Origin of the sequence: Stutzerimonas chloritidismutans (assembly GCF_020783375.1) — a bacterium.
Classification (GTDB): Bacteria; Pseudomonadota; Gammaproteobacteria; order Pseudomonadales; family Pseudomonadaceae; genus Stutzerimonas; species Stutzerimonas kunmingensis.
Window position 1 is genome coordinate 1,105,688 of the sequence record NZ_CP086067.1, and the last position, 26,473, is coordinate 1,132,160.

Here is a 26,473-nt window from a genome sequence, read left to right on the forward strand (position 1 = left end):
ACAAGGCCTTGTGCCAATCGTCGCTGAGGCATCGGCAGATCGACGGGCGCGACTAGTATCCGGGCAACTGGTCGGCAAACGACATCGCGGGCTCCAGCGGCTCGCTGTCGACGGTATTCATACGGCAGCAATGGCAGCCAGCAAACGGGGAGGGACTCCATGTCTGATGACATACAGCAGGATCAGGTCGATCAATTCGGGATGGCCGATGATCCGCTCTCCATTCTGCGTCGCCTGGAGAGCGCCAACCTTTCGTTGAGCGAGATGCTCGTCGAAACCCTGCATGCCGTGCGCACGCATCTGGGGATGGATGTCGCGTTTATCAGCGAGTTTCGCGGCGGCAGCCGGATTTTTCGCTACCTGGACGGAAATTTCGTACCCCTGCAGCTCGAGGTCGGGGCGTGCGATCCTCTGGACGATAGTTACTGTCAACGCGTGCTCGACGGGCGCTTGCCCGAGCTGATTCAGGACGCGGCGACTCTACCGGAGGCGTTGGCCATGCCGGTGACCAAAGCCTTGCCGGTCGGCGCGCACCTCAGTGTTCCGCTGCGCTTCAGCGATGGCCGGCTCTACGGCACCTTCTGTTGCTTCAGCACCACGCCGGACAACAGCCTCAACGAGCGAGATCTGAATACGCTGCGGCTGTTCGCCGACTTCGCCGGCAGATTGCTGGAACGCCATGCGCTCAATGAGATTCGCTATGCCGAGACGCTCACGCGCATCCGCTCGGTGCTCGAGCAGCGCGCGTATTCGGTGGTGTACCAACCCATCGTGCATCTGGTGGAAAACCGCATCGTTGGCCACGAGGCGCTGGCTCGATTCAGCGCGCAGCCGCAGCGAACACCGGACAAGTGGTTCGCCGAGGCCGGGCTGGTCGGCTTGCAGCAGGAGCTGGAGGTCGCCCTGATCGAGGCGGCCCTGCACGACTTCGATCAGCTGCCGGCAGACAGCTACCTGTCGCTCAATGTTTCGCCAGAAACCATCCTCGCCGGCGCGCTTGACACGGTGCTCGCCGATCAACCGCTGGCGCGGCTGATGCTCGAGGTGACCGAACACGCATCGGTACAGGACTACTCGCAGCTGGCCGAGGCACTCGAACCACTGCGCAGCAAGGGGCTACGGCTGGCGGTTGACGATGCCGGCGCCGGCTATGCGAGTTTCCGCCATATCCTCAAACTCAAGCCGGACGTGATCAAGCTCGACAGCAGCCTGATCCGCAATGTCGACAGCGACACCGGCTGCCGCGCGCTGGCCGCCGCGTTGATCCGCTTCGCCGAGGAAACCGGCTGCAAGGTCGTCGCCGAAGGGGTTGAGACCCAGGAGGAACTGGCCATGTTGCGGCGGCTTGAAGTGAACAAGGCGCAGGGCTACCTGCTCGGTCGGCCTATGCCATTGCATCACGGGCTCGCCATGAGCCGACAGGCATAGCCGGCGTAGCCGGGTGATGAGCCAAGAGAGTGCCTTCGGGCGGTTTCGCTGAACCTTTGTGGTGCGTGGGCAGTCGACTTTATAACGCGGGCGGCAGCGATGTGGCCCTTTCCGAGTCGACTTGTCAGGAGGTACAAGATGGATACGAAAGACACGATTTCAGTGCTCAACGACCTGATTGAAACCAGCAAGGATGGCGAAAAGGGCTTCCTCGAATGCGCCGAAGACCTGCGCGATCCGCAGCTCAAGAGCACCATGAATCAGCGTTCGCGCGACTGCGCCACGGCCGCCGCCGAGCTGCAGCAACTGGTCCGCTCCATGGGCGGCGATCCGGAGACCAGCACCAGTGTGGCTGCCGACATGCACCGTCGCTGGGTCGACCTCAAGTCGATGATCACCGGCAAGGACGACGAGGCCATTCTCAACGAGTGTGAGCGTGGTGAGGATGTCGCGGTTAAGAGCTACCGCAAGGCGCTGGAAAAAGACCTGCCAGCCGAAGTGCGGATCGTGGTCGAACGTCAGTACCAGGGCGTACAACGCAACCATGATCAGGTAAAGGCTTTGCGCGACGCGGCTCGCGCCCGGAGCTGATGCTTCGCCAGCCGGTCAGGGTTTGAAGAACGCCAGCGCATGCTGGCGTTTTTCGTTTCCGCCGGTCAGTCGACCTGAGCCGGCTCGGCGATTTCGCAACCCTTGAGTACCAGGCGAATGATGGTGTCTGCCGCCGCATCGTAGTCGGCGTCGTCGAGGCGGTTCTTGCCGGTGACGGTGCTGATCTGCCAGTCGAAATCGGCATAGGTCTGGGTCGCCGCCCAGATACTGAACAGCAGGTGATTGGCATCGACCTTCGCCATCAGGCCGTCGTCGATCCAGCGCTGGATGCAGGCGATGTTGTGTGCCGCCTGGGCGTTGAGTTGTGCAGTGCGTTCCGGTGACAGGTGCGGAGCGCCGTGCATGATCTCGTTGGCGAACACCTTCGAGGCGCAGGCGTGGTCGCGGGAAATCCTGATCTTGGTGCGGATATAGGCGCGCAGGACCTCGGCCGGATGGCCTGGCTGGTTGAACGGCGCCGAGGCTTCGAGCAAGGGTTCGACGATGCTCTCCAGCACCTCGCGGTAGAGGTTTTCCTTGGACTTGAAGTAGTAGTAGACGTTGGGCTTGGGTAGCCCGGCGTGGGCGGCGATGTCACTGGTCTTGGTCGCGGCGAAGCCCTTTTCGGCGAATTCTTCGCTGGCGGCTTTGAGGATCAGCTCTTTGTTGCGCTCACGGATACTGGACATGGGGGCCTTTCGCTGGCTGCCGGCGATACGAACAAGCGCCCGCATGCTAGCACCCTGTCCGCGAGCCCCTCAACCGAAGCGCCGGAGGAGAGGCGAAGGGGCCCGGAGCCCCTTCGCGACAGCACTCAGAAGTGCGCTTTGACGATGGCGCTGAAGGTGCTCTGGTCTGTTTTGAACGGTAGCGAACCGTCTTCCAGGCCGTACTTGTTCGACCAATAGTCATACTCGATACCGACGTAGAACTTGCCCGGGGTGTAGTCCAGTGCCTTGCCTAGGTCGTACTTGATCTGCGGAACGATGTGCAGGTTCTTCGAGATAAAGTCGCCACGAGACTTCGAGCCTGCATCGTTGACTACCCAGTCGATAAAGCCGTCGAAAAGGATATCGGACTTGCCAACGGGGAAGGTCATCGCCCAGGTCGGGGTGACCTGCCACTGCCCGGAAGGCTTGCCGGTGCTGCCATCGGGCTTGCGGTAGTAGAGGTTCAGAGCGAAGCGGTCAAAACCAGGCAGCTCAAGGTCCACGGCCGGACCGAGCAGGTAGTTCTGATTCGGCGTGCCATCGGCGAGGCTTTCGCCACGCTCGTAGGTTGCTGCGATCAGCACGTCCTTGACCGGACCAAATGTCATATCGCGGCCGCTCACTTTGCCCAGCGACAGACGTGGGCTGAACTCGCCGTAGTAGGTATGGCCGTCGCTCCCGCTCACGCCGTTGTACCAGATGTTGTCGACGAAGAAGAACATGTCGCCCCATGCCCAACCGCTGGCATGTTCGAAGGTGACGGTCTGCTGGGTGTCGGGGTCGACCTTGTAATCCTGGCCGTAAAGATAGGTCAGGCTGTTGTTTTGCCAATGCATCAGATCGCCAGCCAGCGCCGGTGTCGCAAGCAGTGTGCCGGTAAGGGCGAGGCAGAGCGGGGCAGTCTTCAGTTGCATGGAAGTGGTTCCTGTGTGTTTTTTTATAGGCTAGGCCGTCGCGACCGGGCGCGTATTCTGGGCGAAGGCCGAGACGGCGGGAAGCGGTGTGTGTGTCGTTCAGCCCGTTGAATCGGCCCGGGCAGCCTGTGGCATGACGTCGCGGTCGTGACGGTCGTGCGGCTTGTAGTCAGGAATATTCACCGACAGCGTGTTGGTGCCGACGGCATCCTCGACCAGTTCCTCGGGGTCGAATACATCGACTTCGCTCGGTTCGCGCGGCAGGAACAGGTTGAGCAGGATGGCGCTGAAGGCACCGATGGTGATCGGCGAACCGAAGATGTTCTTCAGCACCTCGGGCATCGCGCTCAGCACCTCCGGCACGCCGGCGACACCCAGGCCGAGACCCAGGGAAATCGACACGATGAGCATGTTGCGGCGATGCAGGCCGGCTTCGGCGAGGATCTTGATACCGGCGATGGCCACGGTGCCGAACATGATCAGCGTGGCGCCGCCGAGCACCGGCTTGGGCATCAGCTGCAGCACACCGCCGACGAAGGGGAACAGACCCAGCAGTACGAGGACCGCGGCGATGTAGTAGCCAACGTAGCGGCTGGCGACGCCGGTGAGCTGGATGACGCCGTTGTTCTGGCTGAAGGTGGTCATCGGCAGGCTGTTGAACACCGCGGCGACCGCCGAGCTGCAGCCATCGGCGAGGATTCCCGACTTGATGCGCCGCAGATACACCGGCCCGCGCACCGGCTGACGCGAGATCATCGAGTTGGCGGTGAGGTCGCCGGCGGTTTCCAGCGGTGTGATGAGGAAGATCACCGCGATCGGGATGAAGGCCATCCAGTCGAAGGCGAAACCGAAACGGAAAGGTTGCGGCACGCTGAGCAGCGGCAGTTCGCCCAGCTCGGCGAAGTCCACCTTGCCCATGGACCAGGCCACCAGATAGCCCGCGGTCAGCGCGATGATCACCGCCGACAGCCGCAGGATCGCCCAGGGAAAGCGGTTGAGCACCACGATGATGCCGATCACCAGGCCGGCCAGCGCCAGGTTGGGCAGGGCGCCGAGGTCATCGGCGCCGTAGCCGCCGGCGATATCGGTCATCGCCACCTTGATCAGCGAAAGGCCCATCAGGCAGATGATGGTGCCGGTGACCACCGGCGTTATCACCCGGCGCAGCTTGTTGATGCACTGGCTGAAGGCGATCTCGACGAACGCGGCGCAGAAACTCACGCCGAACAGCGTGGCGAGGATCTCCTCCGGCGTGCCGCCCCGCGCCTTGACGATGAAGCCGGCGCTGAGGATGGCGCTGAGAAAGCCGAAGCTGGTGCCCTGCAGGCACAGCAGTCCGGAGCCGATGGGGCCGAAGCGCCGGGCCTGGACGAAGGTACCGAGACCGGAGACGAACAGCGCCATGCTGACGAGGTAGGGAACGTATTGATCGAGGCCAAGCGCGCTGCCGACGATCAGGGTGGGGGTGATGATACCGACGAAGCTGGCCAGCACGTGCTGCAAGGCGGCGAAGGTCGCGGGTAGCGGGCCGGGGCGATCATCGAGCTGATAGATGAGGTCCTGATTCGCCTGCGGAGCGGTGCCGCTCCTGTTTTCGGTTGCGGTCATTGTTAAGCCTGCCATTTGTTGTTTTACGGTCATGGGCTTGCGAGGCTTCACGGCACCTCTATCGCTGTCCGTCGAAAGCTGTTCGATCGGTCAGGACGCCTGGACTATAGCAACCTGTAGACAGGCTGATAAACAATAAATCAGAAAATTGTGCACAATTGGATCGACGGCAGTTGGCCCAGATCGCGCGAGCGGGTCTGGACCGGGCCTCAGCGCGGTGCCTGCAATTCCCGCGAGACATTCTCCGCAAGGCCCGCACCGGCTTCGCTCATGGTCAGGTAAGTGCGGTCGGCGCCGGCTTCCTGGATGCGCTGGGCGATATCCTCGTACATCGCGTGGGACACGATCAGCCCGCCGAAGCCGCTTTCACGCAGCTTGCGGGTGGAGATGATCTTGGCCTCGGGATCGTTCATCGCCAGGATCACCGCCTCGACCTCGTTCATCTCCAGGCTCTGCCAGAACATCTGGTCCTCGGCATCGGCAAAGAGGATGTGCCGGCCCTCGGCGGTGTTCTTTTCCACCATGACCGGATCGGAATCGAGGCTGACCAGGGCGAAACCCTTCTCCGCCAGGTAGTCGTAGGCGGCGCGCCCGGTACGGCCCATGCCCATGATCAGAATGCGCGCATCGCCCAGGGACACCGGTTGTTCGTCGGGGTGGCGAATGTTGCGCTCGTAGCGGAGCAGACGCGGCGCCAGGCGTTCGTACAGCGGGTGGGCGAAACGGTTGATCTGCGCCGAAACGATGAACGAGAACGCTACGGTGATCGCCAGCGGCATCAGCCATTGCGGCAGCACCACGCTGACGACGATCAGGCCGAACTCGCTGTAGTTGGTCAGGCTGGCGGCGCTGAGAAAGGCGCTGCGGGCGCGCAGGCGGAAGGCGACGAACAGGCCGAAGAACAGCACCGCCTTGAGCGGCAGCAGCAGCGACATGGCGAAGGCGAACCAGAGGGCGTCGGCGTCTGGCAGCCCACCGATGCCGATCTTCAGGAAGAAGCCAACCAGAAACACTTCCTTGATCGCCCACAGCGAATTCGACAGCTCGCTGGCGCGCTTGTGTTTGGCGAGCATGGCGCCGAAGGCCAGCGCCCCCAGTTCGGAACTCAGGCCGACGTATTCGAAGCCGAGACCGCCGGCCACCAGCGCCAGCATCAGGCCCAACAGCACCATCAGCTCTTCGTGGCCGCTGTGGTCGAGCAGGCGGAACAGCACGGGGCGCAGCAGCGGCAGCAGGAACACCAGCAATGCCCAGGCGGAAGGGGCCTTGCCTGCGGCGAGGCTCATGACCACCAGAGCGATGAGGTCCTGGATGATCAGCACGCCGATGGCGACGCGGCCGTGAAAGGCGCGCAGCTCGCGCTTGCTTTCCAGCACCTTGGCCGCCAGCACGGTGCTGGAAAAGGACAGCGCGATTGCCAGCAGCATGGCCTCACGCCAGCTGTTATCGAGGATCAGCATGATCGCCGGCATCACCAGCACGCTGGAGATGAAGAAGTGCAGCAGGCTGCCGCCGATGACCTCGCGGCGAACCAGATTGCCGAGCTTGAGCTTGAGCCCCACGGTGAACAGCAGCAGGAGCACGCCCAGATGCGACAGGTGATCGAGAACGATGCTGTCGTCACGGGTCACGCCCACGTAGTCGCCCGCTGCGGCCAGCGCGAAGCCGGCGCCCAGGTAGCCGATCAGCGGCGGCAGGCCGATGAAGCGGGCAAGCAGCCCGAGGGCGAAAGCGAAGGCAATCCAGCTGGCTTCAATCACGGGGCGGCGTCCGGCGTCGAGGGAGGGCGCGGCATTTTAACGGGGTGTCGGCGATTGGGTAGCGTCAGCAGCGATATTCCTTGCGGGAATCTGCTCGCCCGCCGCCGGCCTGGAGGCGGGAGTTGCCGTGATGCAGCGCAGCGTTGCCATGCCTGCCTAGGGAGCCGAGGAGGGATGTGGTGCGGCCAGTGCTCCAACTGGAACGGTACGTAGAGAGAACGCCGCGCGGGCTGCGCGCGGCGTCTTTGCTCAGTCGATGGACGCGCCCTTGGCGATCCAGTCACCCAGCAGATCGCGCTCGTCCTGGGTCATCTGGGTGATGTTGCCCAGCGGCATGATCTGGCTGGCCACGGTTTGCGCATGGATCTTCGCCGCCTGCTCGCGTATCTGCTCGGCGGTATCGAACATCACGCCCGCCGGGGCCGCGCTGAACAGCGGGCTGCTCGGCTGCGCTGAGTGACAAACGGTGCAACGCTCGTGAATCACTTCGCTGACCTGGGCGAACTGGCTGGCACTGGCGCCGCTCTGCTGTGCACTCGTGCTGGCCTGCTCCGGCGAGGTCGCCGCCAGGTTTGGTGCTGTCGGCTGACGGTTCGGCCCGGTGACGTAGGCCAGGCAGATCATGCCCAGTGCCGCGGCCGGTAGCGCCCAGGCAAAGCGATTACTGTTGTGGCGGGTGTTGAAGTAGTGGCGCGCCAGCACCGACAGCGCGCCGAGCGCGGCGAGGATCAGCCAGTTGTATTCGCTGCCGTAAGTGCTCGGGAAGTGGTTGCTGATCATGATGAACAGCACCGGCAGGGTGAAATAGTTGTTGTGCCGCGAACGCAGCAGGCCCTTGGCCGGCAGCACCGGATCGGGCGTGCGGTTCTGTTCGATGGCGGCGACCAGCGCACGTTGGGCCGGCATGATGATGCGGAACACGTTGCCGACCATGATGGTGCCGATCAGCGCGCCGGTATGGATGTAGGCTGCGCGGCCGCTGAATACCTGCGAATAGCCCCAGCACGCGGCGATCACCAGCACGAACAGCACCAGGCCGAGCAGGGCGGGGGTCTTGCCCAGCGGCGAGTCGCAGAGCAGGTCGTAGACGAACCAGCCGACGATCAGCGAGCCGAAGCCGATAGCGATGGCCGCCGCAGGGGACAGTTCGCTGCCCGGTGCGATCAGGTACAGGCTGGGGTTGAGGTAGTACACCACCATCAGCAGCGCCACGCCCGACAGCCAGGTGGTGTAGGCCTCCCACTTGAACCAGTGCAGGTTTTCCGGCATCTGCGGCGGCGCCAGCTTGTATTTCTCCAGGTGGTAGATACCGCCACCGTGGATGGCCCAGAGATCGCCCGACAGGCCCTCACGCGGGTTGGCGCGGTTGAGGTTGTTCTCCAGCCAGACGAAATAGAAGGAAGCACCGATCCAGGCGACGCCAACGATCATGTGAATCCAGCGGATACTCAGGTTCAGCCATTCGGTCAGATGGGCGTCCATTTGTCATGCACCTCTTGCGGCCTGCAGGCGGCCGTATTTCTTCTTATTGGAATCGGCTTGAGCGGCGCGAACGCAGGCAAGGCAACGCCGAATGAGCCAGCGCAGTAGCGGTCATGTCGATTCCCGTTGGGGGTCGAGGAGGAGTTGCTGATCCTCCGTGAAGAAGTACTCGTCGCAGTTGTTGCCAGAACCGCTGCGATCGACCACCAGGAATTCATCCCGCTTTTCGATCGTCAGCACCGGGTGGTGCCAGACGCCGCGGTGGTAATTGACGCCCTGCCTGCCGTTGCTGCGGAAGGCGCGGACGTGGCCCGGTACAGGTGCATCGCCAAGTGGCGCGACCACGACCAGAAAGGGGTTGCCGAGCAGCGGGATGAAGGCCTGGCTGCCCAGCGGATGACGTTCGAGCATGCGGATGACCAGCGGCATCTCCAGCGCCTCGGCGGCGAAGATGCTGATGATCGCCTGGTCCTCGGGCGCGGCGGTCTCGACCGTGGCCAGCTTGTGATAGCGGCGGGTCGAGCCGTTGTTGATCATGAAGTAGTCGCTGCCTTCGGTCTCGATGACGTCGCCGAAGGGGGCGAAGGCTTCCTTGGTCAGTGGCTCGATGGTCAGGGTACGCATGGTGTGCTCGTTCTTTGTTGAAGGATCGTTATTCGCGTGGGGCTGCTCCCCCCGCACCCTAACCCTCTCCCCGGAGGGGAGAGGGAACTGGCGCTGAGAAACGGCTGACCTCGTTCCTCCCTCTCCCCTTGGGGAGAGGTCGGGGTGAGGGGAAGGGCGCTTCCTACTTCGCCACCTTGCCAAACAACCGCAGCCGGCTCACACCGCCATCCGGGAAGATGTTCAGACGCACATGGGTGATCGGGCCGAGCTTGGCGATCTGCTCGCTGAACTCATGTTCGGCGTGCATCGACAGCTTCTGGCTCGGCAGCAGCTCGCGCCAGAACAGGCTCTGGGTCTCGATCTGGCTGTCGGTGCCGCCTTTGACGTAAGCCGCCTGGATCGAGCAGCTGTCCGGGTAGTTGCCCTTGAAGTGCAGGGTATCGACGACGATGCGCTCGATTTCGCCCGGATGGCCGAAGGCGACGATGACCCAGTCGTTGCCGGGCGTGCGGCGGCGGGCGGTTTCCCAGCCGTCGCCCATGTTCTCGCCGCGGTTCGGGTTGAGGATGTTGCTCATGCGGCCGAAATGCTCGTCCGAGCAGGCCAGCGCGCGACCGCCATTCAGCGCCGCCGCCAGGTCGATCTGCTCGTTATCGCCGACGCTGCTCCAATCGCGGAACGGGATGCCGTGCACGCGCAGACGCGCCACGCCGCCGTCCGGGTAGATGTTGAAACGCAGGTGGCTGACCGGCTTGTCGAAGGCGATCTCGTGGTAGTGGTGGCTGTTGCCCTGCAGCTCGACGGCCGGAAGGATTTCCGCCCAGACGGTGTCGTCGCTCGGGTCGCCGTCGGCGACGAAGCAGGCTTCCAGCGAGGCGGACGGCGGGTAGTTGCCGGTGAAGTGGCTGGTGTCGATATCCACGCCCTTGATCTGACCCGGCACGCCCAGGCGGATCACCGCATGGTCGTAACCTTCGAAGCGCTTGCGGCGCGACTCCCAGCCGTCCATCCACTTGCCGTTGTCATCGAAAACGCCCTCCTTCCATACGGCCGGTGTTGGCTGGAACAACCGGTTGACGTCGGCGAACCAATCGTCGGTGACGGAGATGGCGCGGGTGCCCAGACGGGCATCGGCCAGGTTGACGTATTTTTCGAAGGGTACGGCGTAAGCTTTCATGGACTCGTCTGCCTTGGATGAGAAGCGGTTTCTGTCATTACTGCCTTTGTTGCGGTTGGTGCTCGTTACATCGCCTGCAGGCGGAACAGGGCGATCTTGTTGATTTCCGCCAGCGCCCGGGCGAATTCCTGCTCGGGATCGTTGTGGATGCGTTCTTCGAATGCGGCGAGGATCTGGTGCCGGTTGCTGCCCTTGACCGCCATGATGAAGGGGAAGCCGAACTTGGCCTTGTAGGCCTCGTTGAGTTCGGTGAAGCGGGCGAACTCCCCCGGCGTGCATTCGTGGATGCCGGCGCCGGCCTGTTCCGAGGTGCTGGAGGCGGTCAGCTCGCCACGCACGGCGGCCTTGCCGGCCAGGTCGGGGTGAGCATTGACCAGTGCCAGCTGAGTGTCATGGTCGGCGGCGAGCATCGCCTGGGACAGGCGGGTGTGCAGCACCTCGATGTCGTCCAGCGTCTCGTCGACGCCCGCCTGGTAGACGGTTTCGGCAACCCAGGGCGAGTGCTCGTAGACGTCGGCAAAGGCGGCGACGAAGGCGTCGCGATCCAGCGTCGAGGGTTTGATCGTCTTGAACGGGGTCATCAATTGCGCTCCGCGGTAAAAGGGTGGGTGGCGTGCCAGTGGCGGGCGATGTCGACACGACGGGCGCACCAGACCTTCTCATGACCCTTCACGTATTCGAGGAAGCGGGCCAGCGATGCCAGGCGCGCCGGGCGCCCGAGCAGCCGGCAGTGCATGCCGATGGACAACATCTTCGGCGCGCCTTCGCAGCCTTCGGCGTAGAGCACGTCGAAGGCATCCTTCAGGTAGGTGAAGAAATCATCGCCGCTGTTGAAGCCCTGTACCTGGGTAAAGCGCATGTCGTTGGTGTCCAGCGTATAGGGGATCACCAGATGCGGCTTTTCCGGCGTCGACTCGGGGTCCCAGTAGGGCAGGTCGTCGTCGTAGGTGTCGGAGTCGTAGAGAAAGCCGCCTTCCTCGCGTACCAGGCGCCGGGTGTTCGGGCCGGTGCGGCCGGTGTACCAGCCCAGCGGGCGCTCGCCGGTGATCTCGCTGAGGATGCGGATGGCTTCTTGCATATGCTCGCGCTCCTGCGCCTCTTCCATGTACTGGTAGTCGATCCAGCGGTAACCGTGGCTGCAGATTTCGTGTCCGGCGCCGGCCATCGCCTTGATCAGTTCGGGGTGACGCTGGGCGGCCATGGCGACGGCGAAGATGGTCAGCGGGATTTCGTGCTTGTCGAACAGCTTGAGCAGGCGCCATACGCCAGCACGGCTGCCGTATTCGTACAGCGACTCCATGCTCATGTGGCGCACGCCTTGCAGCGGCTGTGCGGCGACCATCTCGGAGAGAAAGGCCTCGGATTCCTTGTCGCCGTGCAGCACGCAGCGTTCGCCACCTTCCTCGTAATTCAACACGAAGGACAAGGCGATACGTGCATCCCCCGGCCAGCGCGGGTGCGGTGGGTTGCTGGCGTAACCGATCAGGTCGCGTGGGTAGTCGGCGCTCACTGGGGTGCTTCCTGTATGGCGGGTCGTCATGGCACGACCGGATGGCCAGATTGTATACAAATCGAATGGCGGTTTGTAAATAGCAAATTTCGTCACGTCGCTCGAGCGGGTCTCTGCCGTCGCGTCATGGCGTACCTTCCAGCTGTTCTGCGGCTTGCAGGTAACGGGCCAAAGAGTGCGGTGGAAACTGTATACAAAAATATCAATGGATTGTCTTGAGTGATGTGGGGCGGATGGTTATGCTCGGGGCAGTGTCCATTCAATGAAGCGGAGGTGCCCGTGGGCCGATTGACCACACACGTACTCGACGCCGCCCACGGTTGCCCGGGCAGCGGAATCAAGGTGGAGCTGTACCGCGTCGAGGATCAGGCGCTGACCCTGGTCTCAACGCGCGAGACCAATGCCGACGGCCGCTGCGACAGTCCGTTGCTGGATGGGGCGGATTACCGATCCGGTGTCTATCAGCTGCAGTTCAGTGCCGGCGACTATTACCGCCGCCGTGGTGTGGCCCTGGCGGAGCCGGCGTTTCTCGATGTGGTGGTGCTGCGTTTCGGAATCGATGCGGTGCAGGAGCATTACCACGTACCACTGCTGGTATCGCCGTATAGCTATTCGACGTATCGGGGTAGCTAGTCGTTTTTCCCTTTAGTGCTGACTCTTGTGGAGTCTCTTTTGCCCGCCGTAATGGCGGGTTTTTTGTGGGTCGAGTTTGGTCAGCGTTAGGCGCCCGGTGCTGCTTTTTGACTGAATGGCGCCAGGTCGTGCGATGGCGCCGCGCTTTCCTCGGCCCGACCGGCAGGTTGCGCCTCTCACGGCGCGTCACTTTTTCTTGCTTGGCCAAGAAAAAGTAACCAAAAAGAAGGCCACCCCGGCATCCGGCCCTTCGCTGCGCGAAGGGTTCCCTCACTCCATCGCCATTGCAGGGGCACGCTGCGAAGGGCCATCCATGGCCCATCACAGCTCTCGCGGCATCCATGCCGCTCAACCCCTTCCATGACGATTACGCTCGGCCTGCTGACGGGCCTCAGTGTTCGAGTCGCCTATGACTTCTAAGTGACGAAAGAAAACGCGCATTGCTTGCTCCTACTTGCACGGCCTGGCAGGCAACGTTCATCTTCCGCGACTGGAAAAAGTGAATTGCCAGCAGGGCGGAACCAATGCCTCTGCCAGGAGCCTGGCTAAGGGGTTAGCTGCAGAGCGCTACCGGCTCATCAAAGACGCCGCCCCCGCGCCCCCAAACAGCGCCGCGCTGGCCCGGTTGAACCACACATGCCCCTTCCCGGTGCGCAGGTAACGTGCCGTCCCCTGCGCGCCCAACCCGTAGGCCAGCTTGCAGAGCAGATCGAGCACGGCCCAGGTAAGGATCATCACCAACAGCTGCGGCAGCAAAGGCTGCCCCGCGCTGAGAAACTGCGGCAGAAAGGCAGCAAAGAAGAGAATGTCCTTTGGATTGCTGCCACCAAGGATGAACGCCCGGCCGAACAATCGACTGAAACGTGGGGCGAGGGCGGGGCTTTCGATCTCGTGGGCGGCGGGTGTGCGACGGGCTTCCTTCCAGCTCTGCCAGGCGAGGTAGAACAGGTACAGGGCACCGACCAGCTTGAGCGTGCTGAACAGCCGCTCCGAGGCCATCAGGAGCGCGCCAAGCCCCAGCGCCGAGGCGCTGAGCAGGGCGATGGAAGCTGTCACACCGCCCAGGAAGGCCGGCCAGGAGCGGCGCACTCCGTAGTTCAGGCTGTTGCTGATCATCAGTAACGACAGCGGCCCGGGGATCAGGATCACCACCAGCGCCGCACCGGCGAACAACAGCCATATTTCCAGGGTCATGACGGCCTCCTTCAGCCAATGCAAAAGCCCCACTGCGAAGCAGTGGGGCCGTAGGTGAGCCGGGCGCTGCCGGCCCGGTTCAGAGAAACGCGAACTTGGCGATGAATATCACGCACAACACATACAGGCTGATCGATACCCTGTCGCGCTGGCCAGTCAACAGCTTGAGCGTCGCGTAGGTCAAGAAGCCCAGGGCGATACCGTTGGCGATGGAAAAGGACAGCGGCATCATCACCACGGTGACGATGGCCGGGATGGTGTCGGTGTGGTCCTTCCAGTCGATATTCGCCAGGCCGCTCATCATCAGCATCGCCACGTAGATCAGCGCGCCGGCGGTGGCATAGGCGGGAATCATGCCGGCCAGCGGGGCGAAGAACATCGCAATCAGGAACAGCACGCCGACGGTCACTGCGGTCAGCCCGGTGCGGCCGCCGGCGGCGACGCCCGCGGCGCTTTCCACGTAGCTGGTCACTGGCGGGCAACCGACGAAGGCGCCGACCACGCTGGAGCTGCTGTCGGCCTTCAGCGCGCGGGAGAGGTTCTCGATCTTGCCGTCTTCATTGACCAGGTTGGCACGGTGGGCGACGCCCATCAGGGTGCCGGCGGTGTCGAACATGTTCACGAAGAGGAAGGCGAGGATCACGCTGACCATCGCCACGTTGAGCGCGCCGGCGATATCCATGGCCAGCCAGGTTGGCGCCAGGCTCGGCGGCATCGACACCAGGCCGTTGTACTCGACCAGACCAAGCGCCCAGCCGATACCGGTGACCGCGAGCATGCTGACCAGGATCGCGCCGAAGACATTGCGGTGGCTGAGTACGGCGATCATCAGGAAGCACACCGCGGCCAGCAACGCCGACGGCTCGGCGAACGAGCCCATGGTCAGCAATGTTGCCGAGCTATCGACGACGATGCCGGCGGTCTTCAGGCCGATCAGGCCGAGGAACAGGCCGACGCCAGCGCCCATGGCGAAGCGCAGGCTCATGGGGATGCTGTTGAGCAGCCATTCGCGGATGCGCGACAGGCTCATGATCATGAACAGCACGCCGGAGATGAACACCGCGCCGAGCGCGATCTCCCAGCTGTAGCCCATCTCGCCGACCACCGTGTAGGTGAAGAAGGCGTTGAGGCCCATGCCTGGCGCGAGGCCCACCGGCCAGTTGGCGTACAGCCCCATCAACAGGCAGCCGAGCGCCGCGCCGATGCAGGTGGCAACGAAGGCAGCGCCGTGGTCGATGCCAGCGTCGGCCATGATGTTCGGGTTGACGAAGATGATGTAGGCCATGGTGACGAAGGTCGTCAGGCCGGCGAGCAGTTCGGTGCGGATACTGGTGCGGTGTTCGCTGAGCTTGAACAGGCGGTCCAGCCAAACGGGGGCGGTGCGCTGCAAGGGTGCTGCCTGGGGCTTGCGCTTGATGCTTTCCACTGGGCGTTCCTCATCGTTCTTGTTGTCGATCACCCGGAGCGTGAGTACTCCCGAGGGGCGGGTGATGGTGGGCCATCTGCATCGGTAGTTGACCGAAAGGTCAGAAAGGCTTTCCGGATTATGCTTTTGTATACAAGAATTGCAAACAATAAATCGGTGATCTCGCTGAATGCGCGTGGCCTGTGCGCGCTGACGGATTTGCGCGTAGGAAAACTTGAGGCTGTGAATTGTGCACAAGATTAACGGCGTTTCAGCGTATTTATTTGTCCAGCGAACTGCCAGTAGCGGCGCGAACCCAGTAAAGTTCGGCGTTGCCGACACCTCATTTGCGAGCCATCGATGAACGAACAGTTGCAGCCCCTGAAGAAGCCGACCAAGACCGGCAAGACTCGCACCGGGACGCAGGACGATATCGTTTATGCGCACATCTTCGATGCCATCCTCGAGCAGCGTCTGGCGCCGGGGACCAAGCTCAGCGAAGAGGCGCTAGGCGAGATATTCGGCGTCAGCCGCACCATCATCCGCCGCGCGCTGTCGCGTCTGGCCCATGAAGGGGTGGTGCTGCTGCGGCCCAATCGCGGCGCGGTGGTGGCCAGTCCGAGCGTTGAAGAAGCGCGGCAGATCTTCTTCGCCCGCCGTCTGGTGGAAAAGGCCATCACCGAACTGGCCGTGCAGCACGCCAGCGACGCGCAACTCGCCGAGCTGCGGCAGATGGTGACTGATGAGCGTGATTGCTTCGACCGAGGCGATCGCGGGGCGGGCATCCGCCTGTCCGGCGAATTTCACCTCAAGCTGGCGGAGGCGGCGAAGAACGCGCCGCTGGTGAGCTTCCAGCGCAGCCTGGTTTCGCAGACCTCGCTGATCATCGCCCAGTATGAAAGCGGCAATCGCTCGCACTGCTCGTACGACGAACACAATGAATTGATCGACGCCATCGCTGCCCGCGACAGTGACAAGGCGGTGCGCTTGATGATGCACCACATGGACCACATCGACAGCAAGCTCAACCTCGAGGAAGACAGCGCCTCGGGTGATCTGCATGCGGTCTTCTCGCACCTGGGCCTGGCGAAGAAGAAGCCTCGCACGGCTCGCTAGCGCTGCCCCGCGCGCTGACTCGTTCTGAGTCAGCGCCGTCGGTCATCACCTGCCGCGGTGGCGGCAGAGCCATGGCGGCCTGCCAGCGCCGATCGCCCGCCAGGACCGCCCGCTGCAACCCGATTCAGCACTGATCACGGCATCAGTACGCTTCCCGACTCCGATCCGATGCGCATAGCCGCGCTGTTCAGTGAATCGGCTTGAATTTATCTCGTTAGTGTTATGTTATAACTATTACATGTTGCGCATTGGCGTCTCTTGTTCCTGTTTATCGGAGGCGAGCGGTGCGCATTGTCTGGTTTGGAATCCTGAACACCGAGGTAACGATGATCGAATGCCACGGCCTGCAATGGGGCTCGGGTAGGCCGCTCACGCCGCCATTGGATCTGCAGTTGGCTGCGGGCAGCCTGACCGCTGTCATCGGCAGCAACGGATCGGGCAAGAGCAGCCTGCTCAAGGTGTTGGCCGGGTTGGATCGGCCGCTGGCTGGGCGGGTCGATATGCGCGTACCGCGCATGGGCGGGGTGGCTTATCTACCGCAACAGCAGCATGTGGATAGGCAGTTTCCGATCCGACTTGCCGAACTGGTGAGCGCCGGTTTCTGGTGCAGCCGGCTCGGGCGTGACGAGCGTCGGGCGCGGCTGCGCCAGACGTTGGCGGATTGGGGGCTGCTCGATCTGCAAACCCAGGGGCTGCATGCATTGTCCGGCGGCGAGCTGCAGCGCGCCTTACTGGCACGGCTGAGCTTGACCGATGCTCAGGTGCTGTTGCTCGACGAGCCCGAAGCGGCGCTGGACGATGTCGGCCTGGGCTTGCTCTGGCAGCACATCGAGCGTTGGCAGCGCGAAGGGAGGACGCTGGTACTGGTCAGCCATAACCTAGTCGGGCTGACTCATCACCACTGTGATGGGTTGCTGATCGCTCGCAGCGGCTGCATCAAGGCGCCGATCCGGCAGTTCGCAGCCGAGCGGCAACGGCTCGGGCAGGTCGCGTGATGCCGGACCTGCTCTGGGCGCCGTTCGGCGAGTTCGCCTTTATGCGCCGGGCGCTGTTTGGCGGCGTTGCGCTTGCCTGCAGCGCGGGGCCGCTGGGCGTATTTCTGATTCTGCGTCGAATGAGTCTGATCGGTGATGCCATCGCCCACGGCATCCTGCCCGGTGCAGCATTGGCGTTCTGGCTGTTCGGCTTGAGCCTGCCAGCATTGACCGCGGGCGGCTTGGTCGCCGGTCTCGGTATGGCGGGCGCAGCGGCCTGGGTCACACGGCGCACCGGGCTACGCGAGGACGCTAGCCTGGCCGCGCTGTATCCGATTTCGCTGGCCAGCGGCGTGCTGCTCCTTGGTCTGGCCGGGCGCAAGCTGGATCTGCTTCACCTGTTGTTCGGCTCGGCGTTGGCGGTCGATACCGCGACCCTGTACGGCATGCTCGGCACCTCGGTGTTCAGTCTGGTGGTGCTTGCGCTGAGCTATCGCGCCCTGGCGCTGGACAGCCTCGATCCGCTGTTCCTGCGCAGCATCAGCCGCTTCGGCCCACTGGCGCATGCCGCGTTTCTGACGCTGGTGGTACTCAATCTGGTGATCGGTTTCCAGGCCATCGGCGCGTTGATGGTGGTGGGGCTGATGATGCTGCCGGCTGCCGCCGCGCGCTTCTGGAGCCGACGGTTGTTGATCCTGCTACCGCTTGCCGCGCTGATCGGTGCGGTGTGCGTATGGTTCGGTCTGGTTCTTTCCTTCTACGCCAGCTTGCCCAGCGGGCCGTGCATCGTGCTGCTGACCGGCGCTTTCTATCTGTTCTCGCTGGTGGCGGGCCCGGTAAATGGCCTGCTGCGCTCGCCCCCTTTCCCCGTCACCGTTTGAGGTATACACATGCGTTCCCTACTTATCGCGCTGGCCCTGTGGCTCCCGCTCTCACTGCAAGCCGCTGAAAAACTGCAGGTGGTGACGAGCTTCAGCATCCTCGCCGACCTGACCCGCGAGGTGGGTGGCGAGCATATCGAGCTCACCAACCTGGTCGACGCCGATGCCGATGCTCATGTCTACGAGCCCAGCCCGGACGACGCCAAGGCTCTGTTGCGCGCCGACCTGATCGTCGCCAATGGCCTGGGCTTCGAACCCTGGCTGGAGCGGCTGCTGGTCAGCAGCGAGCCCAAGGGCAAGCGCATCGACGCCAGCGCGGGTGTCGTTCCGCTGGTGCTGGATGAAGATGGCGAGGCGGTTCCTGACCCTCATGCGTGGCAGAGCCTGACCAATGCCGAAATCTATGTGCGCAATATCGCCAACGCACTTGGCGAACTGGACCCGGCCAACCTCAATGTCTACATCGAGCGCCGCGATGCCTACCTGACGCGCCTGCACGCATTGCTGAAGAAAGCCGACGCGCAGATTGCGAGCTTGCCGCCCAGTCAGCGCAAGGTGGTGACCAGCCATGACGCCTTCGGCTACCTGGGGCAGGCCTGGCAGCTGAAGTTCATCGCGCCGCAGGGACTGTCCACCCATGACGAGCCTTCGGCGGCCGAGGTAGCGGCCCTGATCCGGCAGATACGCAGTGAAGGGGTGCGAGCGGTGTTCGTGGAGAACATCCGTGATCCGCGGCTGATCCGACAGATCGCCGACGAGGCCGGCGCCAAGGTCGGCGGTACGCTGTATTCGGATGCGCTGGCCAGCGCAGGGCCGGCCAGCACCTATCTCGGGATGTTCGAGCACAACATCGATACGCTGATGGCCGCGCTCAAACCGTAAGGTCGAACGCGAGTCGTCGATCCGTGCGATCCGGCGGTGGATGTGAAAAGCGACATCCACCCTACGGGCCGCGGTTTTGGCTCCGAGCCGTAGGGTGGATCACGCTTCACCGATCCACGCGTTCAACAGGCATGCATCAACTACTGTTGATGATTACGTTCGCGAGCTGATGTTCAGCGAATCTTTCGGTGCACTGAAACCCCGGCGGCGAAGGTCTCCTTCACCGCGCGGTCGTCGCCGAGGATCATCAGGGCGAAGAGCTTTTCCTGCAGCGTTGTCGCCTGGCTCAGGCGATAGTCGATCAGCGGCGTTGCCTTGTAGTCGAGCACCACGAAGTCGGCATCTTTGCCCGGCTGCAGATTGCCGATCTTGTCGTCCAGATAGAGCGCGCGTGCGCCGCCAAGGGTGGCCAGATACAGCGCCTTGAACGCATCGAGCTTCTGGCCCTGCAGCTGCAGCACCTTGTACGCCTCGTTGAGGCTGGCGAGCTGCGAGAAGCTGGTGCCGCCGCCGACATCCGTGCCCAGGCCGACGCGCACGCCAAAGCCTTCCACCTTGGCCAGATCGAACAGGCCGCTGCCGAGAAACAGGTTGGAAGTGGGGCAGAAGGCAACGGCCGAACCGGTCTCGCCGAGGCGCTTGCACTCGTCGTCGCACAGGTGAACGCCGTGGGCGAACACCGAGCGCGGGCCGATCAGGCCGTGGTGGTCATAGACGTCCAGATAGCCCTTGCGCTCGGGGAACAGCTCCTTGACCCATTCGACCTCCTGCTTGTTCTCGGAGATGTGGGTGTGCATGTACAGGTCGGGGAATTCGGCGAACAGCTTGCCGGCCAGGGTGAGCTGCTCCGGCGTGCTGGTCGGGGCGAAGCGTGGAGTGACGGCGTAGTGCAGACGGCCCTTGCCGTGCCAGCGCTCGATCAGCTCGCGGCTGTCGGCATAGCCGGACTCGGCGGTGTCGGTGAGGAAGTCCGGGGCGTTGCGGTCCATCAGCACCTTGCCGGCGATCATCCGCAGATTGCGCATCTCGCAGGCCTCGAAGAAGGCGTCCACCGACTGCTTGTGCACCGTGCCGAACACCAGCGCGGTGGTGGTGCCGTTGCGCAGCAGCTCGCCGAGAAACAGTTCGGCCTGCTCGCGGGCATGCGCTATGTCGCTGAAACGGCCCTCGTTGGGGAAGGTGTAGGTTTCCAGCCAGTCGAGCAGCTGCGCGCCGTAGGAGCCGATGACGCCGACCTGCGGGTAGTGGATATGGGTATCGACGAAGCCAGGGGTAATCAGCGCATCCGGGTATTCGACTATCTCTGTGCCGGCCGCCAGGGTCGGCAGCAGCTCGGCGGCGTGGCCGATGCGCGCGACCTTGCCGTCCTCGACGACCAGCAGGCCGTCCTCGAAATATTCATGGGCTTGCTCGATGCCCACGTCGCGCGGGTCGGCGAGGCAGTGGAGCAGGGCGGCACGGTAGGCTTTGGTGCTTGGCATGGTGACTCTCGAAATCCTTGTATGAGGGTGATGCGTCGACATGGCAGGCCGCCGCCGAAGGCGTGCCTGCCATAAGCTCGGTCAGTTTGTCTGGGCGCGGCGCGAAGCAGGGACCAGCATCGGTACCGGCTTTTCACCGTCCTCGGCTTTCTCACCAAAGCTGGCGTTGTAGGTGGCGATCACTTCGCCAGCGATGGACACGGCAATCTCGACCGGCAATTTGCCTTTCACCTCGGCGATGCCCATCGGGCAGCGCATGCGCTGTACGGTTTCCGGCTGGAAGCCGCGGTCACGCAGGCGATGTTCGAATCTGGCGCGTTTGCTCTTCGAGCCGATCAGCCCGTAGTAGGTGAAATCGTTGCGCGAGAGGATCGCGGCGGTCAGCTCTAGGTCGAGCTGATGATTGTGGGTCATGACGATGAAGTAGCTGCCGGCGGGCATGTTATCCACTTCCTCGACCACATCGTCGTTGACCACCTTTTCCACGCCGCGCGGAATCTCGGCGGGGAATTCGTTATCGCGCGAATCGATCCAGCGCACCTTGCACGGCAGGCTGGCCAGCAGCGGCACCAGCGCGCGCCCTACATGCCCGGCACCGAACACGGCGATATGCGCCTGCGGCTGGCCCATGGGCTCGAACAGCAGCACCGTGGCGCCACCGCAGCACTGTCCGAGGCTGGCGCCGAGGGAGAAACGCTCGAGGCGGGTGTCGCGGCTGCGTTTTTCCAGCATCTCGCGGGCGATCTCTTGCGCCTTGTATTCCAGATGGCCGCCGCCGATGGTGTCGTACAGGCGCTCGCGGCTGACCACCATCTTCGAGCCGGCATTGCGCGGCGTGGAGCCGCGTTCCTCGATGATGGTCACCAGCACGCAGGGTTCGCCTTGTTGTTGCAGGTCGGCGAGTGCTTCGATCCAGGCCGTGTTGCTCATGTCTGTGTCCCTCGTAGTGCGGGTGGCCGCCCCGTGGAAAACCGCGAAGCGTCTTCCACGAAAACGATCAAGTTGTGTCGATGGTGGACAAGCACAGCGTTGTCCACCCTACGTCAGGCCGGGGTCGTCTGCGTTGCCGCAGACGTGCTCGCCGCCTGCTTCAACTTGCGCATCTGCTCCACGCCCCAGAGCACGCGCTCGGGCGTCGCCGGAGCATCGATCTGCGGCTGCGCCCGGTAGTCGGCCAGGCTGGCGACGGCATCCTTGATCGCGCACCAGACCGAGATGCCGAGCATGAACGGCGGCTCGCCGACTGCCTTGGAGTGGAACACGGTGTCTTCGGGGTTCTTGCGGTTCTCCACCAGCTTGACCCGCAGATCCAGCGGCATGTCCGCTACCGCCGGGATCTTGTAGCTGGCCGGGCCGTTGGTCATCAGCTTGCCCTTGTCGTTCCAGACCAGCTCTTCCATGGTCAGCCAGCCCAGACCCTGGACGAAGCCGCCTTCGACCTGTCCGATATCGATGGCCGGGTTCAGCGAGGCGCCGACGTCATGCAGGATGTCGCTGCGCAGCATCCTGTATTCGCCGGTCAGGGTATCGACGATCACTTCCGAACAGGCAGCGCCATAGGCGAAGTAGTAGAACGGCCGCCCGCGCGCCTGGCTGCGGTCGTAGTAGATCTTCGGAGTGCGGTAAAAACCGGTGGACGACAGCGAAACCTGGCCGAAGTAGGCCTGCTGGATCAGCTCATCGAAGCTGATGTACTGGTCGCGCAGGCGCACCTGGCCATTCTTGAACTCGATGTCTTCTTCGAATATCTGCCACTTGCGCGCGGCGAACTCCACCAGTCGCTGCTTGATGGTCTGCGCCGCGTTCTGCGCCGCCTTGCCGTTGAGGTCGGCACCGCTGGAGGCCGCCGTCGGCGAGGTGTTGGGCACCTTGTCGGTATTGGTGGCGGTGATCTGAATGCGCTCGATATCCACCTGGAACACCTCGGCCACCACCTGCGCGACCTTGGTGTTCAGGCCCTGGCCCATCTCGGTGCCACCGTGGTTCAGGTGGATGCTGCCGTCGGTGTAGACGTGCACCAGCGCGCCGGCCTGGTTGAGGAAGCTGGCGGTGAAGCTGATGCCGAACTTCACCGGCGTCAGCGCCAGGCCCTTCTTCAGGATCGGGCTTGCGGCATTGAACGCGCGGATATCTTCGCGTCGCTTTGCATAGTCGCTGCTGGCTTCCAGCTCGGCGGTCATCTCCTCGAGCATGTTGTGCTCGACGGTCTGGTAGTAGTGGGTGACGTTGCGCTCGGTCTTGCCGTAGTAGTTGCGCTTGCGCACCTCGAGCGGGTCCTTGCCCAGCTCGCGGGCCACCGCGTCCATGATCTCCTCGATGGCGACCATGCCCTGTGGGCCGCCGAAGCCGCGGTAGGCGGTGTTCGAGGCGAGGTTGGTCTTGCAGCGATGGCCATTGATGGTGGCGTCGCCCAGGTAGTAGGCGTTGTCGGAGTGGAACATGGCGCGGTCGACGATGGAGCCGGAGAGGTCCGGCGAATAGCCGCAGTTGCCGGCGAGATCGATCTCGATACCGTGCAGCAGGCCTTCGTCATCGAAGCCGACGTCGTATTCGACGTAGAACGGGTGACGCTTGCCGGTCATGGTCATGTCTTCCATGCGTGGCAGACGCATCTTGGTCGGGCGGCCGGTGAGGTGCGCGATCACTGCGCACATGCATGCCGGGCCGGCTGCCTGGGTTTCCTTGCCGCCGAAGCCGCCGCCCATGCGACGCATGTCGATGACGATCTTGTTCATCGAAACGCCGAGCACTTCAGCGACGAGCTTCTGCACCTCGGTGGGGTTCTGCGTCGAGGTGTAGACGATCATGCCGCCGTCTTCGGTGGGCATGACCGAGGACACCTGGGTCTCCAGGTAGAAGTGCTCCTGCCCGCCGATGTGCAGCGAACCCTGCAGCCGACGCGGCGCGCTGGCCAGGGCGGTGGCCGAGTCACCACGCTTGTGGGTGTGGCTGTCGAGCACGAAGTGCTTCTTGTGCAGCGCCTCGACCACGTCGAGTACCGGCTCCAGGTCTTCGTATTCGATGATCGCGGCCATGGCCGCCTTACGTGCGGTCTCCAGGCTGTCGGCCGCGACGGCGATCACCGGCTGGCCGATGTACTCGACCTTGCCGTCGGCCAGCAGTGGATCGCCGGGCAATACAGCGCCGATATCCAGCTGCCCGGGTACATCCTGAGCAGTGATGGCAATCGCGACGCCCGGCACTTCATAACACGGCGCCGTGTCGATGCGGACGATGCGGGCGTGGGCCCGGTCGCTCATGCGGGCATAGATATGCAGCTGGTTGGGAAACTCCAGGCGGTCGTCGACGTACACCGCCTCGCCCGAGACGTGCTTGGGCGCGCTGTCGTGCTTGACGCTCTTGCCGACGCCGGTGACCAGATCCTCGGTAAACAGCGCCGCGATTTCTTCCTGAGTGCGGGTGGTTACGTGGTTAGACATAAGCGGTCACCCTCGTTTCGGTTTTCGGTGCGTGTTGTTCGAGGAAGCATTTACGCAGCAGGTTCTGCGCGACCAGCAGGCGATATTCGCGGCTGGCGCGGAAATCGGTCAGCGGCGTGAAGTCCTCGGCCAGCGCATCGCAGGCCGCCTCCACGGTTTGCTGGTTCCACGGCGCGCCGTTCAGGGTCGCCTCGCAGGCCGCGGCGCGTTTTGGGATCGCCGCCATGCCGCCAAAGGCGACGCGGGCATCGGCGATCATGCCATCAGTGATTTTGAGATCGAACGCGGCGCAGACCGCCGAGATGTCGTCGTCCAGTCGTTTGGAAACCTTGTAGGCGCGGAACAGGCGATCCGGCGTGGCGCGCGGCACGATGATCTGTTCGATGAACTCGCCAGGCTGGCGTGCGGTGACCTTGTAGTCGAGGAAGTAATCTTCCAGCGGCAGGGTGCGGCTGACATCGCCCTTGCGCAGCACGACCTCGGCGCCCAGGGCGATCAGCAGCGGTGGGGCATCGCCGATCGGCGAGGCGTTGCCGATGTTGCCGCCCAGCGTGCCCTGATTGCGGATCTGCAGCGAGGCGAAGCGCTGCAGCAGATCGCCGAAGTCCGGGTACTCGGCAGCCAGCGCGGCGTAGCAGTCGGTCAGCGGTGCGGCTGCACCGATCTCGATATGGCGGTCGGTGATCTGGACCTGCTTCATCTCGGTGATCTGGCCAACATGGATCATCACCGGCAGCTCGCGATGGAACTGGGTGACCTCCAGCGCCAGGTCGGTGCCGCCGGCGAGCAGCCGCGCTTGCGGGTTGGCGGCATACAGCTCGGCCAGCTCAGCGATGGTCAGCGGCGACAGGCTGCGCTTTTCGCCGTCGCTGAGTTCGGCGGTTTCGCGCGGCGCGATGCGCTGCAGCTGGGCGATGGTCTCGGCTTCGCGGGCATCGAACTGGTCCGGCTGCTTGGCACCGCAGGCCTGTTCGGCGGCTTCGAGGATCGGGCGATAGCCGGTGCAGCGGCAGAGGTTGCCGGCCAGGGCTTCGTGGGTCTGGTGTGGATCGTAGGTCTGCACGCCGTCGCCGCGATTCTTCTGCAAGGCGAACAGGCTCATGACGAAGCCGGGAGTACAGAAGCCGCACTGTGAGCCGTGGCAATCGACCATCGCCTGCTGGACGCTGTGCAGCTGACCTTGGTGCTTGAGGTCTTCGACGGTGATCAGTTGCTTGCCGTGCAGGGCGCAGACGAAGGTCAGGCAGGAATTCAGGGTGCGGTAGCGCAGCCGATCGCCGACCAGTTCGCCGACCACAACGGTACAGGCGCCACAGTCGCCGGAGGCACAGCCTTCCTTGGTGCCCGTCTTGCCGCGGTGTTCGCGCAGGTACTGCAGCACCGTGGTGTTGGGGTCGAGAGTCTGCTCGCTGCGCAGCTCACGATTGAGGAGAAACTGGATCAAGGCGGTGCCTCCGACTGTTGTTGTTCTGACGCGCAAATTATCGCTATCTGACTTTTCGGTCAACTTATTCCTGACTCAAAAGTCAATGCGGCATGCGCGCGCAGGTCGGGCGAGGGCTAGGTGGCCATCGCCCGGTTTTTCCTACTGCAAGTAAAGCCCGCTCAGGCCGATTCGGCCTCGCTCTGCCGTCGGTAGGCGTAGGTCTCGGCGAAGCGCGAGAGCATGTACCGACTGCAGGTGGTGCTGGGGTATTTCGGTGGGTTGTCGTCGCTGTAGCAGCCGGGCAGACAGCTGATTTCGGTGTCTGGATGCGGCTCGGCGAAGAATGGCATCGAATAGCGATCCACGCCCAGCGGGCTGATCACGCGATGTGGCGTCGACTTGTAACGATCATTGCTCCAGCGCGCCATCATGTCGCCGATGTTGACCACGTAGGTGCCTTCGATGGGCGGCGCGTCGATCCATTCGCCCTTGACGTTCTGCACCTGCAGGCCGCCGGCCTGGTCCTGATAGAGCAGGGTGACGCAGCCGTAGTCGGTGTGCGCGCCGGCGCCTTGCTGATCGGCGCTAGTGGCCGTCTGCCGGGGCGGGTAGTGGATCATGCGGAATACGCTGATCGGCTCGACGAAGCGCTTGTCGAAGAAGTCCCGCTCGATGCCCAGGGCGAGCGCGATGGCACGCAGCAGGGTGCAGGCGAGATCCTGCATGTCGCGGTAATGGCCCTCCATCAGCTCGGTCCAGCCTTCGATCTGGAGCGGATGACGGTTGGGCCCGCGCAGTGGTTTTTCGGCCAGCACTTCGGGGTGATCGGCAGGCATATGGAAACCCATGTCGAAGGTTTCCTTGAGGTCGCACGGCTGGCTCGGGTCGAGCTGCTCGGTAGCGACGGCACCGTAGCCGCGGTGGTGGCGGCTCTTGGTGATGTCGATCTTCAGCTTTTCTTCGGCGGGCAGCGCAAAGAAACGCTGGGCATGGTCGGTGAGGGTGGCGATGCGCTCGGCGCTGATCGGATAACCCTTGATGTAGAAGAAGCCCCACTCGCGGCAGGCGCGGTCGATCGCCTCGGCGACGGCCAGGTGGCCGGCCTCGTCGGCGTTATAGAGCGGGGAAATATCGATGATGGGCAGTGAATTCATGGCTGACTCCGGTACGGCGCCGCCGGTCTTCTCGTACCGGCGGCTTTCGAGGGCAATGCCCCCTGCGTGCGGTTCGCCAGGTGGCGGGACGGCACGCAGAT

At 63.5% G+C, this 26,473-nt stretch carries 23 protein-coding genes; 7 read left to right on the forward strand and 16 right to left on the reverse strand.

Annotated elements, in window-relative coordinates; all coding sequences use genetic code 11:
• Positions 1–159: 159 nt before the first annotated feature.
• Together LLJ08_RS05070 and LLJ08_RS05075 are read left to right on the forward strand one after the other, a co-directional pair.
• Positions 160–1,428 (forward strand): sensor domain-containing phosphodiesterase, encoded by a 1,269-nt coding sequence (locus LLJ08_RS05070; protein WP_048512578.1) that lies wholly within the window; start codon positions 160–162, stop codon positions 1,426–1,428.
• A 138-nt stretch (positions 1,429–1,566) separates the two neighbouring features.
• Positions 1,567–2,019: a PA2169 family four-helix-bundle protein gene (locus tag LLJ08_RS05075; protein ID WP_014819409.1), complete on the forward strand. Its 453-nt coding sequence runs from the start codon at positions 1,567–1,569 to the stop codon at positions 2,017–2,019.
• Positions 2,020–2,084: 65 nt separating this feature from the next.
• Here LLJ08_RS05075 and LLJ08_RS05080 read toward each other — a convergent pair whose 3' ends face one another.
• The 9 genes from LLJ08_RS05080 to puuE form a co-directional block, all read right to left on the reverse strand.
• The gene (locus tag LLJ08_RS05080) at positions 2,085–2,708 is read right to left on the reverse strand and encodes a TetR/AcrR family transcriptional regulator (protein ID WP_228208363.1); all 624 of its coding nucleotides are present in this window, start codon (positions 2,706–2,708) and stop codon (positions 2,085–2,087) included.
• A gap of 125 nt (positions 2,709–2,833) precedes the next feature.
• Positions 2,834–3,643: an outer membrane protein OmpK gene (locus tag LLJ08_RS05085; protein WP_228208364.1), complete on the reverse strand. Its 810-nt coding sequence runs from the start codon at positions 3,641–3,643 to the stop codon at positions 2,834–2,836.
• 99 nt (positions 3,644–3,742) lie between these two features.
• The gene (locus LLJ08_RS05090; protein ID WP_172602749.1) at positions 3,743–5,251 is read right to left on the reverse strand and encodes a uracil-xanthine permease family protein; all 1,509 of its coding nucleotides are present in this window, start codon (positions 5,249–5,251) and stop codon (positions 3,743–3,745) included.
• A gap of 209 nt (positions 5,252–5,460) precedes the next feature.
• Entirely contained in the window at positions 5,461–7,011 is a 1,551-nt protein-coding gene (locus tag LLJ08_RS05095; RefSeq protein WP_023444132.1) for a cation:proton antiporter family protein, read from the reverse strand.
• A 249-nt stretch (positions 7,012–7,260) separates the two neighbouring features.
• Positions 7,261–8,493 (reverse strand): urate hydroxylase PuuD, encoded by a 1,233-nt coding sequence (locus LLJ08_RS05100; protein WP_228208365.1) that lies wholly within the window; start codon positions 8,491–8,493, stop codon positions 7,261–7,263.
• 111 nt (positions 8,494–8,604) lie between these two features.
• On the reverse strand, positions 8,605–9,117 hold the full coding sequence (locus LLJ08_RS05105; RefSeq protein ID WP_228208366.1) for an ureidoglycolate lyase: 513 nt from the start codon (positions 9,115–9,117) through the stop codon (positions 8,605–8,607).
• Positions 9,118–9,280: 163 nt separating this feature from the next.
• Positions 9,281–10,276 carry an allantoicase gene (alc, locus tag LLJ08_RS05110; RefSeq protein ID WP_228208367.1) on the reverse strand — a complete coding sequence of 332 codons (996 nt, stop codon included), beginning with the start codon at positions 10,274–10,276 and terminating at the stop codon, positions 9,281–9,283.
• Between the two features lie 65 nt (positions 10,277–10,341).
• Entirely contained in the window at positions 10,342–10,857 is a 516-nt protein-coding gene (uraD, locus tag LLJ08_RS05115; RefSeq protein WP_228208368.1) for a 2-oxo-4-hydroxy-4-carboxy-5-ureidoimidazoline decarboxylase, read from the reverse strand.
• Positions 10,857–11,786 carry an allantoinase PuuE gene (puuE, locus tag LLJ08_RS05120; protein WP_228208369.1) on the reverse strand — a complete coding sequence of 310 codons (930 nt, stop codon included), beginning with the start codon at positions 11,784–11,786 and terminating at the stop codon, positions 10,857–10,859. The genes uraD and puuE overlap by 1 nt, the downstream gene beginning before the upstream one ends.
• A gap of 279 nt (positions 11,787–12,065) precedes the next feature.
• Here puuE and uraH point away from each other — a divergent pair, with 279 nt between their 5' ends.
• Entirely contained in the window at positions 12,066–12,419 is a 354-nt protein-coding gene (uraH, locus tag LLJ08_RS05125; RefSeq protein WP_228208370.1) for a hydroxyisourate hydrolase, read from the forward strand.
• Between the two features lie 567 nt (positions 12,420–12,986).
• On the opposite strand, the gene LLJ08_RS05130 is transcribed toward uraH, so the two are convergent.
• Both LLJ08_RS05130 and LLJ08_RS05135 read right to left on the reverse strand, forming a co-directional pair.
• Positions 12,987–13,613, reverse strand: coding sequence for a LysE family translocator (locus tag LLJ08_RS05130; RefSeq protein WP_101274602.1), 627 nt, complete (start codon positions 13,611–13,613; stop codon positions 12,987–12,989).
• Between the two features lie 79 nt (positions 13,614–13,692).
• Entirely contained in the window at positions 13,693–15,039 is a 1,347-nt protein-coding gene (locus LLJ08_RS05135) for an NCS2 family permease (protein ID WP_228208371.1), read from the reverse strand.
• Between the two features lie 339 nt (positions 15,040–15,378).
• On the opposite strand from LLJ08_RS05135, the gene LLJ08_RS05140 reads away from it, so the two are divergent.
• The 4 genes from LLJ08_RS05140 (at position 15,379) to LLJ08_RS05155 (ending at position 18,871) form a co-directional block, all read left to right on the forward strand.
• Complete coding sequence (locus LLJ08_RS05140; RefSeq protein ID WP_041013162.1) at positions 15,379–16,134, forward strand: GntR family transcriptional regulator; 756 nt, start codon at positions 15,379–15,381, stop codon at positions 16,132–16,134.
• A 326-nt stretch (positions 16,135–16,460) separates the two neighbouring features.
• Complete coding sequence (locus tag LLJ08_RS05145) at positions 16,461–17,129, forward strand: metal ABC transporter ATP-binding protein (RefSeq protein WP_228208901.1); 669 nt, start codon at positions 16,461–16,463, stop codon at positions 17,127–17,129.
• The gene (locus tag LLJ08_RS05150; RefSeq protein WP_228208372.1) at positions 17,129–17,989 is read left to right on the forward strand and encodes a metal ABC transporter permease; all 861 of its coding nucleotides are present in this window, start codon (positions 17,129–17,131) and stop codon (positions 17,987–17,989) included. Before LLJ08_RS05145 ends, LLJ08_RS05150 begins: the two co-directional genes overlap by 1 nt.
• Positions 17,990–17,998: 9 nt before the next feature.
• Positions 17,999–18,871: a metal ABC transporter substrate-binding protein gene (locus LLJ08_RS05155; protein WP_228208373.1), complete on the forward strand. Its 873-nt coding sequence runs from the start codon at positions 17,999–18,001 to the stop codon at positions 18,869–18,871.
• Between the two features lie 173 nt (positions 18,872–19,044).
• Here the strand turns inward: LLJ08_RS05155 and guaD are convergent, their stop codons facing one another.
• The 5 genes from guaD to LLJ08_RS05180 form a co-directional block, all read right to left on the reverse strand.
• Positions 19,045–20,352: a guanine deaminase gene (gene guaD / locus LLJ08_RS05160; RefSeq protein WP_228208374.1), complete on the reverse strand. Its 1,308-nt coding sequence runs from the start codon at positions 20,350–20,352 to the stop codon at positions 19,045–19,047.
• A gap of 81 nt (positions 20,353–20,433) precedes the next feature.
• Positions 20,434–21,282: a xanthine dehydrogenase accessory protein XdhC gene (gene xdhC / locus LLJ08_RS05165; RefSeq protein ID WP_228208375.1), complete on the reverse strand. Its 849-nt coding sequence runs from the start codon at positions 21,280–21,282 to the stop codon at positions 20,434–20,436.
• Positions 21,283–21,395: 113 nt separating this feature from the next.
• Positions 21,396–23,792 (reverse strand): xanthine dehydrogenase molybdopterin binding subunit, encoded by a 2,397-nt coding sequence (xdhB, locus tag LLJ08_RS05170; protein ID WP_228208376.1) that lies wholly within the window; start codon positions 23,790–23,792, stop codon positions 21,396–21,398.
• The gene (gene xdhA, locus LLJ08_RS05175; RefSeq protein WP_228208377.1) at positions 23,785–25,236 is read right to left on the reverse strand and encodes a xanthine dehydrogenase small subunit; all 1,452 of its coding nucleotides are present in this window, start codon (positions 25,234–25,236) and stop codon (positions 23,785–23,787) included. The genes xdhB and xdhA overlap by 8 nt, the downstream gene beginning before the upstream one ends.
• Before the next feature lie 161 nt (positions 25,237–25,397).
• Complete coding sequence (locus tag LLJ08_RS05180; protein ID WP_228208378.1) at positions 25,398–26,372, reverse strand: 2-oxoglutarate and iron-dependent oxygenase domain-containing protein; 975 nt, start codon at positions 26,370–26,372, stop codon at positions 25,398–25,400.
• Between the last annotated feature and the right edge of the window lie 101 nt (positions 26,373–26,473).

Coding starts and splice junctions, on each gene's coding strand:
- LLJ08_RS05145 (WP_228208901.1), top strand. CDS start 16,461: ATGATCGAATGCCACGGCCTGCAATGGGGCTCGGGTAGGCCGCTCACG.
- LLJ08_RS05155 (WP_228208373.1), top strand. CDS start 17,999: ATGCGTTCCCTACTTATCGCGCTGGCCCTGTGGCTCCCGCTCTCACTG.
- LLJ08_RS05100 (WP_228208365.1), bottom strand. CDS start 8,493: ATGGACGCCCATCTGACCGAATGGCTGAACCTGAGTATCCGCTGGATT.
- guaD (WP_228208374.1), bottom strand. CDS start 20,352: ATGCCAAGCACCAAAGCCTACCGTGCCGCCCTGCTCCACTGCCTCGCC.
- LLJ08_RS05085 (WP_228208364.1), bottom strand. CDS start 3,643: ATGCAACTGAAGACTGCCCCGCTCTGCCTCGCCCTTACCGGCACACTG.
- LLJ08_RS05150 (WP_228208372.1), top strand. CDS start 17,129: ATGCCGGACCTGCTCTGGGCGCCGTTCGGCGAGTTCGCCTTTATGCGC.
- xdhC (WP_228208375.1), bottom strand. CDS start 21,282: ATGAGCAACACGGCCTGGATCGAAGCACTCGCCGACCTGCAACAACAA.
- LLJ08_RS05140 (WP_041013162.1), top strand. CDS start 15,379: ATGAACGAACAGTTGCAGCCCCTGAAGAAGCCGACCAAGACCGGCAAG.
- LLJ08_RS05080 (WP_228208363.1), bottom strand. CDS start 2,708: ATGTCCAGTATCCGTGAGCGCAACAAAGAGCTGATCCTCAAAGCCGCC.
- LLJ08_RS05180 (WP_228208378.1), bottom strand. CDS start 26,372: ATGAATTCACTGCCCATCATCGATATTTCCCCGCTCTATAACGCCGAC.
- xdhB (WP_228208376.1), bottom strand. CDS start 23,792: ATGTCTAACCACGTAACCACCCGCACTCAGGAAGAAATCGCGGCGCTG.
- LLJ08_RS05090 (WP_172602749.1), bottom strand. CDS start 5,251: ATGACCGCAACCGAAAACAGGAGCGGCACCGCTCCGCAGGCGAATCAG.
- LLJ08_RS05070 (WP_048512578.1), top strand. CDS start 160: ATGTCTGATGACATACAGCAGGATCAGGTCGATCAATTCGGGATGGCC.
- uraD (WP_228208368.1), bottom strand. CDS start 10,857: ATGACCCCGTTCAAGACGATCAAACCCTCGACGCTGGATCGCGACGCC.
- LLJ08_RS05075 (WP_014819409.1), top strand. CDS start 1,567: ATGGATACGAAAGACACGATTTCAGTGCTCAACGACCTGATTGAAACC.
- LLJ08_RS05130 (WP_101274602.1), bottom strand. CDS start 13,613: ATGACCCTGGAAATATGGCTGTTGTTCGCCGGTGCGGCGCTGGTGGTG.
- LLJ08_RS05105 (WP_228208366.1), bottom strand. CDS start 9,117: ATGCGTACCCTGACCATCGAGCCACTGACCAAGGAAGCCTTCGCCCCC.
- alc (WP_228208367.1), bottom strand. CDS start 10,276: ATGAAAGCTTACGCCGTACCCTTCGAAAAATACGTCAACCTGGCCGAT.